Source organism: Desulfopila aestuarii DSM 18488, assembly GCF_900143695.1.
GTDB lineage: Bacteria > Desulfobacterota > Desulfobulbia > Desulfobulbales > Desulfocapsaceae > Desulfopila > Desulfopila aestuarii.
In genome coordinates this window covers 1-14,844 of sequence record NZ_FRFE01000004.1, presented here as the reverse complement: position 1 = coordinate 14,844, position 14,844 = coordinate 1, and the positions used below count along the sequence as shown (strand labels likewise).

24 protein-coding genes and 1 tRNA gene are annotated in these 14,844 nt (G+C 44.6%); 5 read left to right on the top strand and 20 right to left on the bottom strand.

Features of this window, described 5'->3' with window-relative positions; all coding sequences use genetic code 11:
- The first annotated feature begins 13 nt into the window (after nt 1-13).
- The 4 genes from BUF15_RS05135 to BUF15_RS05120 all read left to right on the top strand — a co-directional run bounded on the left by BUF15_RS05135 (nt 14) and on the right by BUF15_RS05120 (nt 2,992).
- Nucleotides 14-664, top strand: coding sequence for a zinc ribbon domain-containing protein (locus BUF15_RS05135; RefSeq protein WP_073612392.1), 651 nt, complete (start codon nt 14-16; stop codon nt 662-664).
- Between the two features lie 209 nt (nt 665-873).
- Nucleotides 874-950 (top strand) — tRNA-His (locus tag BUF15_RS05130).
- 961 nt (nt 951-1,911) lie between these two features.
- Entirely contained in the window at nt 1,912-2,385 is a 474-nt protein-coding gene (locus BUF15_RS05125; protein ID WP_073612391.1) for a PilZ domain-containing protein, read from the top strand.
- 190 nt (nt 2,386-2,575) lie between these two features.
- The gene (locus BUF15_RS05120; protein ID WP_073612390.1) at nt 2,576-2,992 is read left to right on the top strand and encodes a PilZ domain-containing protein; all 417 of its coding nucleotides are present in this window, start codon (nt 2,576-2,578) and stop codon (nt 2,990-2,992) included.
- A gap of 4 nt (nt 2,993-2,996) precedes the next feature.
- On the opposite strand, the gene BUF15_RS05115 is transcribed toward BUF15_RS05120, so the two are convergent.
- From BUF15_RS05115 to BUF15_RS05060, 18 genes are all read right to left on the bottom strand, one after another.
- On the bottom strand, nt 2,997-4,193 hold the full coding sequence (locus BUF15_RS05115) for a tyrosine-type recombinase/integrase (RefSeq protein WP_073612389.1): 1,197 nt from the start codon (nt 4,191-4,193) through the stop codon (nt 2,997-2,999).
- Between the two features lie 90 nt (nt 4,194-4,283).
- On the bottom strand, nt 4,284-5,579 hold the full coding sequence (locus BUF15_RS05110) for a hypothetical protein (RefSeq protein WP_143170639.1): 1,296 nt from the start codon (nt 5,577-5,579) through the stop codon (nt 4,284-4,286).
- A gap of 122 nt (nt 5,580-5,701) precedes the next feature.
- The gene (locus BUF15_RS05105) at nt 5,702-6,163 is read right to left on the bottom strand and encodes a hypothetical protein (protein WP_073612387.1); all 462 of its coding nucleotides are present in this window, start codon (nt 6,161-6,163) and stop codon (nt 5,702-5,704) included.
- Between the two features lie 59 nt (nt 6,164-6,222).
- Entirely contained in the window at nt 6,223-6,882 is a 660-nt protein-coding gene (locus BUF15_RS05100) for a hypothetical protein (protein ID WP_073612386.1), read from the bottom strand.
- Nucleotides 6,883-6,884: 2 nt separating this feature from the next.
- Nucleotides 6,885-7,745: a zonular occludens toxin domain-containing protein gene (locus BUF15_RS05095; protein ID WP_073612385.1), complete on the bottom strand. Its 861-nt coding sequence runs from the start codon at nt 7,743-7,745 to the stop codon at nt 6,885-6,887.
- 2 nt (nt 7,746-7,747) lie between these two features.
- Entirely contained in the window at nt 7,748-8,074 is a 327-nt protein-coding gene (locus BUF15_RS05090; RefSeq protein WP_073612384.1) for a hypothetical protein, read from the bottom strand.
- Between the two features lie 4 nt (nt 8,075-8,078).
- Entirely contained in the window at nt 8,079-9,023 is a 945-nt protein-coding gene (locus BUF15_RS05085; RefSeq protein WP_073612383.1) for a hypothetical protein, read from the bottom strand.
- 291 nt (nt 9,024-9,314) lie between these two features.
- Nucleotides 9,315-9,713, bottom strand: coding sequence for a hypothetical protein (locus BUF15_RS05080; RefSeq protein WP_073612382.1), 399 nt, complete (start codon nt 9,711-9,713; stop codon nt 9,315-9,317).
- Nucleotides 9,713-9,856, bottom strand: a complete 144-nt coding sequence (locus BUF15_RS27035) for a hypothetical protein (protein ID WP_159441226.1) — start codon at nt 9,854-9,856, stop codon at nt 9,713-9,715. Before BUF15_RS27035 ends, BUF15_RS05080 begins: the two co-directional genes overlap by 1 nt.
- Nucleotides 9,856-9,984, bottom strand: coding sequence for a hypothetical protein (locus BUF15_RS28030; protein ID WP_268753161.1), 129 nt, complete (start codon nt 9,982-9,984; stop codon nt 9,856-9,858). The genes BUF15_RS27035 and BUF15_RS28030 overlap by 1 nt, the downstream gene beginning before the upstream one ends.
- Nucleotides 9,985-10,301: 317 nt before the next feature.
- On the bottom strand, nt 10,302-10,469 hold the full coding sequence (locus tag BUF15_RS27030; RefSeq protein WP_159441225.1) for a hypothetical protein: 168 nt from the start codon (nt 10,467-10,469) through the stop codon (nt 10,302-10,304).
- 2 nt (nt 10,470-10,471) lie between these two features.
- Nucleotides 10,472-10,618 (bottom strand): hypothetical protein, encoded by a 147-nt coding sequence (locus tag BUF15_RS27025; RefSeq protein WP_159441224.1) that lies wholly within the window; start codon nt 10,616-10,618, stop codon nt 10,472-10,474.
- Nucleotides 10,619-10,622: 4 nt separating this feature from the next.
- Entirely contained in the window at nt 10,623-10,943 is a 321-nt protein-coding gene (locus tag BUF15_RS05075) for a hypothetical protein (RefSeq protein ID WP_073612381.1), read from the bottom strand.
- Between the two features lie 69 nt (nt 10,944-11,012).
- Nucleotides 11,013-11,150 carry a hypothetical protein gene (locus BUF15_RS27020; protein WP_159441223.1) on the bottom strand — a complete coding sequence of 46 codons (138 nt, stop codon included), beginning with the start codon at nt 11,148-11,150 and terminating at the stop codon, nt 11,013-11,015.
- A gap of 28 nt (nt 11,151-11,178) precedes the next feature.
- A complete protein-coding gene (locus BUF15_RS28025; protein ID WP_268753160.1) occupies nt 11,179-11,313 on the bottom strand; it encodes a hypothetical protein in 135 nt (44 codons plus the stop codon).
- A gap of 110 nt (nt 11,314-11,423) precedes the next feature.
- Nucleotides 11,424-11,732 carry a hypothetical protein gene (locus BUF15_RS05070; RefSeq protein ID WP_073612380.1) on the bottom strand — a complete coding sequence of 103 codons (309 nt, stop codon included), beginning with the start codon at nt 11,730-11,732 and terminating at the stop codon, nt 11,424-11,426.
- A 38-nt stretch (nt 11,733-11,770) separates the two neighbouring features.
- A complete protein-coding gene (locus tag BUF15_RS05065) occupies nt 11,771-11,983 on the bottom strand; it encodes a hypothetical protein (RefSeq protein ID WP_073612379.1) in 213 nt (70 codons plus the stop codon).
- 10 nt (nt 11,984-11,993) lie between these two features.
- On the bottom strand, nt 11,994-12,185 hold the full coding sequence (locus BUF15_RS05060) for a hypothetical protein (protein ID WP_073612378.1): 192 nt from the start codon (nt 12,183-12,185) through the stop codon (nt 11,994-11,996).
- 154 nt (nt 12,186-12,339) lie between these two features.
- On the opposite strand from BUF15_RS05060, the gene BUF15_RS05055 reads away from it, so the two are divergent.
- Complete coding sequence (locus BUF15_RS05055) at nt 12,340-12,795, top strand: helix-turn-helix domain-containing protein (RefSeq protein ID WP_073612377.1); 456 nt, start codon at nt 12,340-12,342, stop codon at nt 12,793-12,795.
- 370 nt (nt 12,796-13,165) lie between these two features.
- On the opposite strand, the gene BUF15_RS05050 is transcribed toward BUF15_RS05055, so the two are convergent.
- Both BUF15_RS05050 and BUF15_RS05045 read right to left on the bottom strand, forming a co-directional pair.
- Nucleotides 13,166-13,849, bottom strand: coding sequence for a PEP-CTERM sorting domain-containing protein (locus BUF15_RS05050; RefSeq protein ID WP_073612376.1), 684 nt, complete (start codon nt 13,847-13,849; stop codon nt 13,166-13,168).
- Nucleotides 13,850-14,554: 705 nt separating this feature from the next.
- The coding region (locus BUF15_RS05045; protein WP_200802330.1) for a transposase at nt 14,555-14,844 on the bottom strand (290 nt) is incomplete at its 5' end.

The following is a 14,844-nucleotide window of genomic DNA, read 5'->3' as shown; positions in this document are numbered from 1 at the left end:
AGGAGTATTCAGCATGTTCAGCAAAGACTACAGCTTTTTAGAGGAAGTGCACACCTGCCCGCACTGCCAGAAAAAAATGGAATGCTGCGATGCGCCGCAGTTCCACGTCGGTGATGGACTGGGCTGGGGCTCGGACGTTCTCTTTATCTGCTTAAACGACGACTGTCCCCTCTTTGTTAAGGGCTGGGATAGGATCGAACAGCAATACGGTCATTCTGCATCGTATAGGTATATGGAACTGCCAGGCAGCAAAGAAAGCAATTTGATGATGGTTGGCAATGAAATGGCTTTTAAGGGGAGTATCGTCGACCCAGAAGCTCTGAAAAAACAAAATGTACGCTATCAAAAAGAAATTGAGGCTACCAAGGCCCTTGACTCTTGCCTGGAAAATAATGACCTTGGCCCGGTGATGACTCTCATTCTTGACGAAGGGGCCGATAAGGTCCAGAGGAAAAAGGCAATTCAGCTACTGCTACAGTTGAATAACCTGAAGTGTATCGATCCTATTCGCAACCACTCATTCAAGGATTCTTCTATTGAACAGGAAGTGAACATGGTGATCTCCCAGCTGTTACAGAATAATTTTTCCAAAGAATGTCCCTTTTGCTGCGAGATCATCAAATCTCAGGCAAATAAATGCATGCACTGCAAAACAGATCTGTAGACCATTGTTATTGGATTTGATGTTTTTCCTGTCGATGCCATTTCTCTCAACAAACAGATTGTGAAATTGCTATCTGGCCAACGTATCAACTTCTTTTATATTTCGGTTGGTCAGAAGGATGAGTGAAATGACAAGGCAGCAAAAATCTTGTTGCAATAAGGGGGGGGAACGAGTATAAAGACCCCGACTTTCGCAGCGAAATACAGGTGGTGGATGTAGCTCAGTTGGTTAGAGCACTTGGTTGTGGCCCAAGAGGCCGTGGGTTCGAGTCCCATCATCCACCCCATTTTTTCGCTGAAATAACATTTGCTTACACTGAGCAAGATAGCTGTTGATGTTGTTCAGATGTTGTTCAGAAACGACAAAGCCCGGATGCATTAAATGTATCCGGGCTTTTTGTTTTTTCAGGCTGGTGGTAGACATGGAAGTATAGAGCACCTGTATTGTCTGGTATAAAACAATTTTGCAGCTCTGACCCTGCCTAAAATTCAAGCTAACCAGCTCCCAGCATCACAGGAAGTTTCCTAATCAGCTAATCATCCATAGCTCATGAGGTTGAACATCTGACTATCGTCTTGTGGTCTCACTTTGAGTGCCATTGTTACTCGTTGCTCTCATGAAAAAGTCGTGGCTTTGATGTAATGGATAGTGGTGGCAAGATTGTCACCGAACGCCAATACTCCCGTCATCAAATATGCTATTCAAAAGCAGTCATTTCAATTGAATAACCTCAAAATATCCGACTATTCGCTTGTAAGTAGGGATGACCTACATATCTCATTACATACAATCTTCAGTCGCTTGATCAACGCCCGACACTTCTCTGTTCTATACCAACATCGATAGCAGGAAAATTTTAACGTTTGAAACCACCTGCAATTTGGCTAGTCATTGAACCTCTAATCTAGTATCCCTATAACAAATCGTAAACACATGCTATTTTTCAATTGAACTGACTGTCAAATAGTCAAATTGGCTATTGATTATTATGCACTTGGGAATTAAATAGGTAAATATACCTAGTAAGTATCTGCTTACTGGGTATATTTACCTATACAGCCATAGGCTCAACATGCTATCACGCTGTTATTGTGTAATTTATTGATATTTTTCGTCATACGTAATTCTCTCAACTGCGAGCTTCGTTTTGGTTTCAAGGCATGTGGGAGTCAATCTCGTAAACGATAATTTCTCTTTTTATTGTTTCATTATTTACGATTGCCTACCATTGTCATGGAATTGTCCTCATGATATCTACTACTGTTCATATTCCGCCGAGCAATTTGGCTGCTATTAAGTGTGTTCACTGTGCGAAGGTAAAAGAAGTCTCCCTTGCAAGATTCAAGAACGTTAAACATGAAATCACAATCAAATGTTCATGTGGGAAGAAGTTCATTGTAAAGTTAAACTTTAGAAAATATTACAGAAGACCAGTAAATCTGTTCGGTCAATACACTAATCCCAATGCCGAAATTGTCACATGGGCACCGGTAAAAATTCTGGATCTTTCCATGGGTGGATTCAAAATGAAGCTGGAGTTTTTAACTGAAGTGTTGATAGGCTCAATTCTTCGTGTCAGGTTCAAACTTGATGGCAAAAAAGTAGTAGTTATTGATAAACAGGTTAAAGTCATATTCGCCAACGAGAACATCCTTGGTTGTGAATTTCTTGACTTGGCCCTTGAAGAGAAGGAGCTCGGATTCTACCTCTTGAATTTATGAAACTGGCGATCCCGCTGATTCATAAAGACTAGCTTCATTTTGCGGGAGGGTGCCGACTTACTGTTAAGCACCTGTAGCCCAGAACCCTCTTTTACCGCTTAACAATTATTCTGTTTCTATAAGATGATTCTACGTATAGCTGGAGTACGTAGCCCCTTTCCAAGGGGGAACTTTTGGTGCGACAAAATAAATGGTAAATCACAAACGAATACATATCAGAATACCTGTCATAGCCCATGGAACACTATCCACCACAGAAGGCACTGTAATTCAGGTTCAGACTATTGATATCAGTGAAGGCGGATTTCGCGTTGATTGCCCTTCCACATCTTTTGGTGACACTGAATTTGATGTCAATATTTCAACTAATAGTCGTGGGAATATCAACTTCAAGGCTATTGGTATTCACGCGAATGGGGACGTGGCCGGATTTAAAATCACTGACATTGACAGCTGTAATTTGCATACTATTTGCCTATTGATATATGATTTTCAATCAACAGAAGAATTCATTAAATATATAGACGAAAAGAACATTCTCCATGAGTGGCTTAGTGATGACAATGGAGATATGCTTGATGTGACGTTTGAGGCCTACAGTATCTGAATAGTTATTTGTTTTTTTTAACTGTAATTTTAAACACATTGTCACTCGCTATCTTTTTTTGCATATCGGAAATCTGCTTCGTTGCCAAAATTTTCTCCTGGTAATCAGGCAAAAAGTATCTTTTAAAGGCTTCAGAGGCATGTCCGGTAACGTTATGCTGTATTTGTTCTGGGCTCATAATTTTTCCTAAAGCGGTAACCGTTGAGTGCTTGGTACCCGGATACAAGGTGACATCCGAAAAGCCAAGATTTACACAAGCCTGTTTCCACCATTTATTTAGATACACCGGGCCAAATTGAGTTCCTACCTTAAGACCGTTTCTTCTTTTCAGGTGTCTGAAAAAATACATTGTGGGCATAGCTGGGTATAGTCTTTGCGATTCTCGTATCTCTTCAGCAACTTCTTTAAGGAGATGAATGTATTTTGGTTCCCGCTCTTTCGGCTGTGGAAATACTATATACAGATCGACCAGGTTTATATGTCCTTCTTTGACATTGATCAGTTCACCAGGTCGAACTCTTGGATAAAGCGCCAATAGTTTGATAGCAAGCCAGATCCGAGGATTATGGTTCCAAGAGATTTTCTTAACCTCGGTAATGATTTTTTGCTGATCTTCTATGGAAACAACAGCTTTCATTTTCATCTTAAAGGATGTCACGGGAAAAGAAGGCATTTGCAGGTTTGATTTTTTCTTCTCACGCCTGACAACCCAAGCAAAAAAATTATGCAGCGCCGTTTTCCAGTTGGCTATCGTTTTTGAAGAAACCCCATGGTCCTGAAATAAAAAATCTTCGATCTCTGCTTCAGCAATATCACGGATCTGCATCCGGTCCCATGTTTGCCCAGCCCTGATCAGAACTCTTTCGATATCTTTCACCTGCTTCAAAGTAATGTTTGTCGATTTCTTATATTCTATGAATTTCAGTCGTAATGCCAGAAAGGATAACGGCTGATCTTTCGCCCACTCACGTGGATCGAATTTTCCAAGATCTGTTTGTACTCGAAGGTAGATCAAGTGTCGTTCCGCTTCAAGAACACTTTTGAAACGCTTGGTGTGATTACGACCAAAACGAACAACGCACGCTCCCTTCCACTGATGATCAGGATGGGTAACACAAGATAGGTGTCCCCTACCCTCAACATAATTCAATGCCCCCTGACAAACAAAACACTTTTGTGTCGTATAAATTCGCCCTTTCATGCAAACACCTCCATTTGTTCGAAGGATACATGTTTGTATGGAAGAGTTCAATTTCATATGATCGTAATCATGATGGGTTAGGATCGAATTCTAATTGAATTCATTAATGTGGAATTCCTTACACTGGGCATGAAGCCCAAATCCGGTATCACGAGCAGTAGGGCCGTGCACTTCCCCTGGGCCATACGGCCAGACTTCATTGATTTTTGTTTCCATCTTTTCCTGCAGTTCTGACCGGCCAGTTCGTTGGTTCTTCTGCTTATCAAGGGCTCTTGCCCACTCTTCGATTTCTGCAGTCATAACAGCGATAATCTCTTCAGTATTCTGTGAATTCACCATACGGATAGCGGCAATATTAAGAGCGCAGCCGCCCATCATGTCGCGCAGCATTTTCTTATCTTTCTGAGCAAGTAGTTTCTTCCGGATCACCGTCTGTAGCCCGCCCCATTTGACGGCTTGAACCTGTTTCCACCATGGATGGATTCTTGCGCGGTCCTGATGCCGGTTTTCACGGTCAAATGGTTCTTCGCAGAACCTCGACCATTTATAGGTGCAATAGGCCCAGAGACCGGAGGCCTTACGATACAGATCCTCAAGGGAGATACAGCGGAACTGTTTCAATACGTTCTTTCGTAGCTGAAACTCGACACGGGTAACTGGACAATCGTTGTATCCTTCCTTGCCCCAAACGGAGGCAAAGAGTGATTGCTTAGAGTTGTTCCGTTTAATCTCATAAACCTTGTCATAGACCCGCAGACAGATGTCACCGAGGCCAAGGCGGATTCCTGTTTCAATAGAAAAGCCCAGATCACCTTCATCCTGCATGAGCTGAATACCGGAGAACTTCGCTCGATCCTGAAAGCTGTTGAACTTGTTAGCCCTGGTGATCCATTTGTTGTGATCTCCCAAGTCAAGCTCTTCAATAGGTAGGCCGATGAAGTCGACGCAGAAATGCACCTCAGAAACGCTATTCCTGACCACCTTACCGCCGTAGATCCTGAGCAGCTTGGTCACATATTCAAGAACGGTTTTGTAACCTGGAGCCCAGCACGAAGCGGAGCCGATATCAATCAGGATGTTTGGGGTTTTCATCCAGTCTTTCCTGGTCGAGACAAAGATATTCACATCCCCCCTGGAGATATGAAAGTTATAACCACCCTTACGGCCAGAACCGTGACAGTTGTAGTCATAATTTTCATCCGCGCCGAGGCGGATCGGGATTGTTTGGCGTTCTTCTTGCGCTTCAGCTTTTCGGTCTCCCAGGACATCAAACAACAACTCAAAATTAAATTGTACGTAGAGGCCAATTTTGAGGCGATCAAGACCTTTGGAGATTTGAACCCCCCTTGTTAATCGGTCTTGGGGAATAGGTATTTCACTTTTCACTTTACTTCCTTGTTTGTTAAGGTTATTTTTTGCCATTATTTTCCTATAGGGAAATAGTATTGGTTGGACACCAATTATCGACTGGCCCTATCGAGATGCCCTTGTTCCCCCGAGGCTCCATCTTACGATAGGGCCATTTGATTTTGGGGATATGGCAGCTCAGCCCACATCGCAATCCTATCCAGCTTCATCCCGTATTGATCCACCCAGATCTCATTATCTTCATCGTCCACATAGAGGGAGCCGAGATACATTTCCTGGAGCACCGGATCAAACAGCATTACGGTGATATCCATATCCGGCAGATAGAGTTTCGGATCAATCCAGTAACCTGAAAACGGCTGTGGGGTGTTAGCCGCACGATTGAGATGCGCAAGGCAATTCAGTACGATTTTCACTAAGGCATCATGAACCCCGAAATGTTGGTCAGGGCTTTTTTCAATACCTCGCGAACGATAGTCTGTTCTTCGAGGGCAAATACTCGGCGCGTCGGTACCCATTAAAAACCGAGTGAAATTATGTTCAGCCGGTTTTGAAGGTTTAATGGGGTTGTTGTTTTCAGCTTGTAGAGATTTGTCAGTCATTTTTTCACTCGATTTTTATTGGGGCGGAGTTGCAAACAACCTAATTTTTTGATGCTTTTTTATTGAACAGAATCTTCTCGGTCATGTGATGGGAGAGAATCTAGTTGGTTCGATATTGTTAGTTGAGCGATCTGGGATTTATAGTGCTGGTCGGCCTGGAAGACGTCCTGGGGAACGATGGCCATCGGGCCAAGTGGGGATTCGATGATCGGGAATGGGAACTCGTTGGCTTTGTAGATGATGCCAAGAAAAACAATGTAACGACCGGTGTCGTCGGTGATCTCCGAGAGATAGAGCTTCTTGCCGCCGTCGAGTTTGGTGATTGATTGGACGTTGGCGGCTGCATTCGTGTTGTCTGTGATAATAATGACCTGTTCGCTTGAACCTGATCGTAGGGTAGTTAATCCAGAAGCGATGACAACATTGATAAACTCCGTGACAAGATCGTCTTTGTATATATCTTTCTGCACCCAGGAGAGCGTTACCTCTTTCGCATTCAAGACAAAGGCCTGCCCTGTCATTTCGGCAACGAAGAACAGCAGATCCTCAAGCGGAGCCTGGTTGAACTCGACACTCACGTAGTTTTCCGTATTGTTCCGGGCCTGCTGTTCTGAAGAGAGCTCGGCATGTCCTGTCTCCACATAGCAGAGAAAAAGCAGGATATTGATAAGTGATACGATGGCGATAACGATATCATGGTTGGGATTTTCCGTTTTCATAATCAGATCCTGTTTGAGAATTTTCGAACGCCGTTTTTCTGCTCCTTGATGATGATCGAGTCCGAATAGCGGGCCGGGTTCGGCGCAACCTTCATTTCCTTTTTCTGGGCAGTTTTCTTATCAAAAGACGCCATCACCTTTTTGGTGCCGAAGATGTCACCGGTAGCGAGAGATGATTTGCCAAACAGCATGTAGAGGGTGAAACAGAGCACAACCGGGATGATAAAGAAGATGGGATGCTTCAGGACATTGACATGCTTTCTGATGTCCTTCTCCTGGATATCATCGTTGACGTACGATTTATAGCAACGAAAGACCAGCGGGTTATAGGTCTCGATCCGTTTGGTTAAGGGACTGCCGTGGGTATCGTCGCCGGCATAGGCGTAGCAGATGTATTTCTTCTGAACTGCGCCGCCGAAGAAGTTGACCTTCCGAAAAAGATAGGTCCACTCAAACAAAGCTCGGACGGCTGAATCGATTCGTTCCGGATTCTGGGTGATAAGGATGACTTCAAAGCCATGGTGACGGTGGGTAGAGGCCCAAAAGCCGAAGAGCTTGTTCTTCTCTGATTGCCATTCCCTGCTGGAAAAGATCTTCTGCACCTCATCGAGGACGATAATTGATTGCGGTTCAACGTGGTTCCAGAAGTCTTCCAGCTGATCCGGTTCGAAGATCTTCAGCTGGCGGGTGATCGCCAGATCTGAGAGTCCGCAGACGTTCTTGATCATCTCCCGGCAGGTATCTTTCTCCAGGCCGTCGATATTGGTAAAGACAACTTTGCCGCGTTTGAGGTTATCGAGGATGCACTTCACCGCCTCGTATGTTTTCCCACTCCCGGGTGTGCCGACATAACCAATGATCATGATCAGATCCTCGTCACGGCTGCCGGCAAGATGTTCAGGATCATCCGGATGATGATACCGGTCACAACATAGGTGACAGATTGCGGGATATTGACGGCATTGATCAACCAGATCAGCTGAGTAGGAAGCCCTGCATACTGAGCGCTCATATTGAACATGACAGCAGAGAAATCCACAGCATTGGCAAATGCATAGAGAACAGTGAGCAGACCATCATAAATGGTGTAGGCCAGATAGCTGATAACCTGGCCGATCGCTTCCACCAGCCAGAGAAAGCCAGCCATGAGATAGCCGAAGAAACCGTTGACGAAATCCTTGAGCCATTGCATAGAATCACCTCTTCAACGTAACAATCCGAATTGCCAACGCCATACCAGCAATCTGAAAGAGATATTTTAAGGTGGTCAGTCCTGCAGAGAGCCAGTTGAAATCGATGGTATGCTCACCGCCGAAAGTGGTACCGGATTGAATAGTCAGGATCGAAGATCCGCCACCTGGGATGGAATCCTTGAGTTGATTGGGGATAGAAAATAGTCCCGTTGATTTCATCTCATTGAAAAATTGAGTGGTTCGTATGCCAAAGTCATGTTCTGGAACTGTATAGTCAGGTGTACCTGGTGGAGCGTGATAATTTCCTTCACTCATATCACTCACCTCATCTACGAGATCGTTTACTTCTCCACGCAGTTTGGTAAGTTCTTTTGAGTCTGATGATTGGTTTTGCTTCTTCTGGTTCAACAGTTTGGCAATATTGTTATTAACGATACCGAGGCTGTTACCAATCCACTTGAGCAAAGATGTCTGATTTGCTTGATCTTTTAAGGAATTGTTCAGCTGGTTAGTTTGATTTTCCAATTCCTTTTTAATTGATTCGTCCCAGGGGTTTGCAGCTGGATCGGATGGGCTTGGGGCATTAGGAACAGGTTCTGGCTCCAACTCATTGGGAGCTTGGGGAATCGTTTCAGGCGGAATAGCAGGGTCGGTTTCTGGTGGATATAAGAATTGGGGAGCACCTTCACAATCCCAGGAAGGTTTAATGAGAATTGCGCCAGTAGTCTGATCTTCTGTGCAATTGAAATTCATAAGCGTGCCGCCGGATTCTTTGCAATCCTGATCGGCTTTTTTAAATACTTCACTGCACCCTTTGCATACCGCGGTACAGGTTACTTCAGAAAAATAGGCTATTCCTCCTTCACCGCAATTGGCTCGTTGAGTCTGATATTCTCCGCTTGAGCACTTGCAGACGCCGATACAGTTTTCAGCATCATAATAGTTCAAAGATTGTTCCTGCACGAAACAGCGCTTTCTGGCTTCTGCTAATGTTTCTTCACCAGGGCCTGTGCATTTAGGATATTCACATTTAATTCCGGTGCATGTTTCAGTATCATAGTTGCTTAAATTGAGCGTACCTCCAGATTTGGTACACTCATCATGCATTGCGGCATAATATTCTTCACATGGAGGTATGCATTCACCTTTACAATTCTCCTTGTCAGTCCATCGCCACGCATCATTTTCAGCACCACCACATTGAGCTGTAAGCGCTGCAGTTTCATCAATGCAGACAGGTCAGTCTGAAGGTAACTGCATAGGCAGCTTATTCATATAATTCACGACTTCAGGCGTCGTGAAACCTGCTGGGCCGCCTTGAGTTTTATTTTTCCATTGACCTGCTTCCCTGTACCACAATTGCCATTGGATTTGATAACAATAGCCATATGGCTGAATGACCCCAACACTAGGTTGCGAATATGAGCCGCTCACAAGGTCAACGATAAAATCAGATGCATAATGAGATGCATTTGGTTCGATAACACAATTCCTAGTAGTCACTATTTCAACGGTGCATTCACCCGGATATGCCCCAAACACATCCTTTACCATTCCCACCACAAAGCACAGTACAACAAACCCGATGCTCAAGATGGTCAGGCGGATTCTGAAAAATGATGGCGTAGGAATCTTCATCAGTGAAAGTCCACGCTACCGAGGTAATTAACGATCAGAAAGCCGCAGGCAATGAGAAAGGCAATACCGACGAATGGTGCGGCAAGAGAAAAGAAGTCAGCAAAGAGTTGGGCGGCGTCAAAGCCTTCTGGCAGGTTGATCATTACAGCCACCTTTTGTTTGCGGTGATGACAAAGGCTATACCCACCAGGCCGCCGAGGCCAAACGACATGATGTCGGCAAGCTGGACAACGATATTGGTCAATATCAGGCTGAGCTCTTCGGGTGTCATAAGCGTTTCTGTCGTGGCAGCATCAGCAACAGGTAGAAACTCCCTGAAGCAATGGTGATGAGTATCTGGGTAATTGCAGTCAATGCTTCGCTCGTCATAGCTTTTGCAGCAGCGGGTAGATGGTGGTGTAGAAAATGACTGCAACCGGAATGACGATCATCAGTAAAGCTACACGCAGTTCCATGTCAGTTCCTCCGCGGGATCTGGCTGATCCCGATATTGATCGAGAACAGATAGCTGACCACCAGGCCAGAAATCCAGCCGATCATCACCAAGCCGATACCGGCACCGAATAAGGTCAGATTCAGAGTCATGGCTTAATAAGGTACGTCAAAGAAAGGATCTTCCCGTTCCTCAGGCGTGGCGTTCTCAAACCTGAGGCGGCGTTGCTCTTGCAAGTACTCATTTTCGCGGCATTCATGGTCGGCCCTGGTCTCAACATCGTAGACACCGTTGCTGTTGTCGTAATCAAAGAGACCAGGCATGATTAATAGTCCTCGTAATCAGAAGGCGTTTGACTATGTTCCCGGTCATAGTCCCGGTAGAATATCGGTTCGCCATCTTCATTATGTCGATAGTCCCATGGGTCGTAAGATTCGGGTTCTTCTGTTTTGCATGGGCAATCTTCACACATCGTATTACCTCCACCCTTTCACTGATGAATCAGCTGATTTTCTTAGGAATCTCTTATAGACCATGTCCTGTTGCATCCAGGCGGCAGAACCGGCTGCATTGGTGTCCCGTGCTCTACGCGCTTCTTCCGCCCGGCTCAAATAGGTATCTGCATTACGTCGGGCAACGTGACCTTGGAGCCGTCCATCGATCATTTCCCAGAGCAGTGTTGCTGCCTCGGCAATCAGCCAGAGAAAGACCATGCCGGTAAGCACTGTTCCCAGATCCCAGGAGATCTCTGAGAGCATGGGGAACATCTGGTCGAAGATCATGTCGATGGTGAACATTTATTCGTTTGCTCCAAAGGGTTCAGGGGAAGGCGGTTAACCTTCCCCTGGTTGCGGGTTGCTGGCCAATTAGACCGGTGCCTTGATGGTGCGACCGATGTAACGGCGGGCAACGAACAGCAGACCGATGACGATGAAGGCAGTCATCAGCGTGGTGATGTTGGTGCTCAGTCCGGTTACATCCACGGCGGTAAACAATGCATCCATGTGTGTTCCTCCAGTTAAGGATTAGGGGTTAGTGGAATACCTTGTAGAGTATCCCCAGGGCGACGACGATCAGCATGCAGCTCACGATCCCGCCGACGGTGGTCAAGAGATCGGTCCGGATTCCTTCAAACCAGCTGGCCTGAATCAATGGTGTCCATTCCATATCTGGTTCCTTTCAGTTGGGTTGAGGTACTCACCGGGACCGGAGCCGGAAGCCCAGCCCCAACGGGCTGTGGCTCCCGGACTCCGGTTGCCGAATCGATATCCTCAGCCTCAGTGGGCAGCCTTTTCCTTCCAGAGGCTGCAGTTAAAAAACCATTTACCGTTATTGTTCCGAAACGAAGGACGGACGGTAATGGTGGTATCAACAACGCTTTCTTCCTCACCGAGCGGCCGATGGGAGTAGACCACCAGTTGCGTCGGCTTGTGCAGAAGACCCTCTGCCGGAATAATCACTGTGTTGGCGTAAAAGTCGCCGCGCTCTGACCGGATCTGCTCGATTGCCTTGATCACGCCATGAATGCTGATTTCGAGGCAGCTTTTTCTGAATTTGATCGGATTTACGTTTTCTGTCTGGGCCATGGTCGTTTTCTCCGTGGTTGGTTGTGGTTGTTGACCGTTTATAGGTACAGTCCGTTGAACCATTTCTTGTGCTCCTGGTTGAGCTTGAGCAGTTCACCGACTGTCAGATCCTCGATGTTTTTGCCTGTCTCTTGAATCCTTCTCATCAAACCGGCTGTGTATTGACCGTTGCCTCTGGCAATACCGCCAATCTCTGTTGAAATGTCGATCAACTGCAAAACTGGTTGAAATAGTTCGATTTGGACGCCCATGGTCGTTTCCTCAGGCAAGGTTTTTAACGGTTCGTGGTTTGATGGTGATGGTTTTGCCGTCGATCCGATAGCGGGCTTCTTGCAATTGGCAGCGATCGGAGTTCAAGAGCTTCTGAATTGCCTTGTTAGCGGTCAACAGGTTGTCGGTACCCATGACGATGAATTGGGCTATGTGGATTTTTGGGGCTCTTCGTTTGGTCATTTAGGGTCTCATTTTGTGTCAGGTGCCGTTTGGGCTGCTTTGATAAAGTGTCGAGTTTTGTTGTAGAATGGGGTTATACTGAAATTTGGTTAAAGAAAACTGTTCCACACAAATAATATTGTACATAGCCATCAGTTAACACAACTATACTTACATGTCAACACAAAAAAACAATAATCCTTACGTTTATGCAGACTTCAAAGAGGTTTGGGAGAGGATCATCCAAGAAACGGATGTCAAATATCTTAAAGATTTGGGCGCATTGGTAGGCGTTACGCAGCAAAATGTGTCTATACGAAAACAAGATAATTTGTTTCCCGTCGGTTGGGCTTATCCAGTGGCAAAGACTTTTGGATTGTTAACAGAATGGATTCTTACAGGTGAAGGGCCTAAACGTCTCTCAGATTTGGGCACTGAAAAAGCTTACAATTTCCCTATTCTTGAGGATGTAAATCAATGGCTTTCAGAAGTAGTGGTAAAGGAACCTTACCGAAGAGAATGGTTTAGAGCATCGCTTGAGGATGCTTTTCCCATGTTTAAAGAATGGATGAAAAGAAAACGGGCCGAAGATGGCAAAAATACTACCTCTCCGGCAAACAACGTAGCTTAACTGAACAATTTTTTTCAAGAAAATTACACAATCTTACAGATTGTCAGAGCAAAAAAATGTAATGTGCCATTGAACGAATAAAGAACGGTCATCCCAACTGCTACAAATGACGATCACAATTCAATGGACAAGAATTTTTGCTAAGTTCTATAACCCAGTATTAATCCGTAAAGTAAATAGCTGACATGTTACAGTGATGCTTGCAAGTACCGTATAACAAAATCATCACCTGAGCATATTTACATGTACCACTTTGCACAGACTCCCAAATGGATAGCAGCGAATAAGCTGTGATCGTCACACGCCGAGCATAAAAAAGGACCGCCTCTAGGTAAGAAGACGGTCCTTTAAAAAACAATACAGACGAAATTTATTTTTTACGCCTAAAAAAAGTTGCAATACCGGAAATACCGGCGCCAAAAAGCAATAAAGTTGCAGGCTCGGGAATAGGGGTCAAGCTAACGTTGTCGATAAATCCCCCAACAGTGTTACTGTCAAAAGATGATTCAAACCAGATATTGTAATCACCAGCTGAAGCGATACTGAAAGTTGAACTGAAAAGGGTCCAATCGCTCTTGTAATTTACACTACCCAGGTCGAAGCTTGTTGAGGTGGTGATATCTTCATAACCCCATGAAATACCATTTGTTCCGTAATGGTTGCTGGTTCTTGAACGGTAATAAAAATCGAGGACATAGGTGCCGATATCTAAATTAACCTTTTGCTGCATACGAGCATCACCTGGTGCTGGATGTGAGTCCAACTCAACATACTGATCACCATCCTGTGCGAAAACCCCAGATACCGTACCATTTTCCTGAATTTCAATACCACCATTTGACTCGAGGGCTATAGAGGACCACCCATTTATATAGCTGAAAACTGTCCAACTATTACCTCCGCTATAGATGATGTGCGCATTTTCGCTTTCGTCCTCACCGATCTCCGGTGATTCAAAGCTCCCATTGGTTATGAGATTCGCACTAGCGGTCCCACAGATCGTCAACCCTAGTATCAGCAACGCTGACAATGAACTGCACTTTCTAAAACTCATAATTTCTCCTTGCATACCTGTTACATGGCAGCATCTTCCCCCCCCCACGAGGTAGATTTTTACCAATGGTAAAGTAGTAATGTATTCTACAAACAAGTAAATACACAGATTGACTATTTTTCAGATCTTTTTATTTTTCTCAAAAAGCTCGGTAAATCAAATGATTGTATTAAGAAGGTTATTAGGCCCGTATCACACAAGCAATTTAAAGGAGAAATGTAAACAATTATATAGAATAATATCGTGAGGTTTGGATCATCCGGCCTCTTTTAAATCGTCATTCGATGATTGAGGAGACGACCGTGTGAAGCAATGTCCGTCCCACTCAATCTCTAGAATTTCTTTCTGTGATGGCTTTGTCAGATAGTTATCTGCAAATACTCATAAAATCCTATTTGGCCTCCTTGATAAAATAATCAATTTAAGCATTGATAATCAATCATGTGAGAGTTACATAAGTGATTATTTATTTTGGTATGTGCTGCAATGGTTTGATTTTTATCTTGAAAGGACTTTACAGGAGGCAATATGACATTAACAAAAGCGGATATCGTACGCCAAACTCACTTTCGCCTGATATGGTATCTCCTGAGCTATCGCACTGCCGGTGCCGAGATACAGGAAAAATAATAGCAGTCGAACGATATAACCCGTAATCCGTTTAAACATGAGTTATAGTCAAATCTGGTGTTTGAAGAATCATTCTTAGATATTGACCACCCTGGTCAGCTCACCTTCTTTTACTGGTTCAACCCTCTCGCCATCCTTGAATCTCACCCCTCGAATGACCTCAGCAAGTAGCTTGAATCCCCTTAGCCGACGCCATTTCTTCTGGGCGCTCTGGCCGAGTTTGTAAACCATCGACAAGATAGTATGTCTTGCGACACATCCCCTTGTTTTTGCTGTCCGAAGTCGTACAGTGGCAAACGTTGACTCGATAGGGTTTGATGTACGAATATGTTGCCAATGGGCGGCAGGGAAATCATAAAACGCCA

Bases quoted from the DNA above. Each gene is read 5' to 3' on its own strand.
- BUF15_RS05080 (WP_073612382.1), bottom strand. From the start codon at position 9,713: ATGAAGATTCCTACGCCATCATTTTTCAGAATCCGCCTGACCATCTTG.
- BUF15_RS05090 (WP_073612384.1), bottom strand. From the start codon at position 8,074: ATGCAATGGCTCAAGGATTTCGTCAACGGTTTCTTCGGCTATCTCATG.
- BUF15_RS27030 (WP_159441225.1), bottom strand. From the start codon at position 10,469: ATGCCTGGTCTCTTTGATTACGACAACAGCAACGGTGTCTACGATGTT.
- BUF15_RS05065 (WP_073612379.1), bottom strand. From the start codon at position 11,983: ATGGGCGTCCAAATCGAACTATTTCAACCAGTTTTGCAGTTGATCGAC.
- BUF15_RS05055 (WP_073612377.1), top strand. From the start codon at position 12,340: ATGTCAACACAAAAAAACAATAATCCTTACGTTTATGCAGACTTCAAA.
- BUF15_RS27035 (WP_159441226.1), bottom strand. From the start codon at position 9,856: ATGATCAACCTGCCAGAAGGCTTTGACGCCGCCCAACTCTTTGCTGAC.
- BUF15_RS27025 (WP_159441224.1), bottom strand. From the start codon at position 10,618: ATGTGTGAAGATTGCCCATGCAAAACAGAAGAACCCGAATCTTACGAC.
- BUF15_RS05050 (WP_073612376.1), bottom strand. From the start codon at position 13,849: ATGAGTTTTAGAAAGTGCAGTTCATTGTCAGCGTTGCTGATACTAGGG.
- BUF15_RS05100 (WP_073612386.1), bottom strand. From the start codon at position 6,882: ATGAAAACGGAAAATCCCAACCATGATATCGTTATCGCCATCGTATCA.
- BUF15_RS05070 (WP_073612380.1), bottom strand. From the start codon at position 11,732: ATGGCCCAGACAGAAAACGTAAATCCGATCAAATTCAGAAAAAGCTGC.
- BUF15_RS27020 (WP_159441223.1), bottom strand. From the start codon at position 11,150: ATGGATGCATTGTTTACCGCCGTGGATGTAACCGGACTGAGCACCAAC.
- BUF15_RS05115 (WP_073612389.1), bottom strand. From the start codon at position 4,193: ATGAAAGGGCGAATTTATACGACACAAAAGTGTTTTGTTTGTCAGGGG.
- BUF15_RS05060 (WP_073612378.1), bottom strand. From the start codon at position 12,185: ATGACCAAACGAAGAGCCCCAAAAATCCACATAGCCCAATTCATCGTC.
- BUF15_RS05135 (WP_073612392.1), top strand. From the start codon at position 14: ATGTTCAGCAAAGACTACAGCTTTTTAGAGGAAGTGCACACCTGCCCG.
- BUF15_RS05095 (WP_073612385.1), bottom strand. From the start codon at position 7,745: ATGATCATTGGTTATGTCGGCACACCCGGGAGTGGGAAAACATACGAG.
- BUF15_RS05105 (WP_073612387.1), bottom strand. From the start codon at position 6,163: ATGACTGACAAATCTCTACAAGCTGAAAACAACAACCCCATTAAACCT.
- BUF15_RS05075 (WP_073612381.1), bottom strand. From the start codon at position 10,943: ATGTTCACCATCGACATGATCTTCGACCAGATGTTCCCCATGCTCTCA.
- BUF15_RS05120 (WP_073612390.1), top strand. From the start codon at position 2,576: ATGGTAAATCACAAACGAATACATATCAGAATACCTGTCATAGCCCAT.
- BUF15_RS28025 (WP_268753160.1), bottom strand. From the start codon at position 11,313: ATGGAATGGACACCATTGATTCAGGCCAGCTGGTTTGAAGGAATCCGG.
- BUF15_RS05125 (WP_073612391.1), top strand. From the start codon at position 1,912: ATGATATCTACTACTGTTCATATTCCGCCGAGCAATTTGGCTGCTATT.
- BUF15_RS28030 (WP_268753161.1), bottom strand. From the start codon at position 9,984: ATGACACCCGAAGAGCTCAGCCTGATATTGACCAATATCGTTGTCCAG.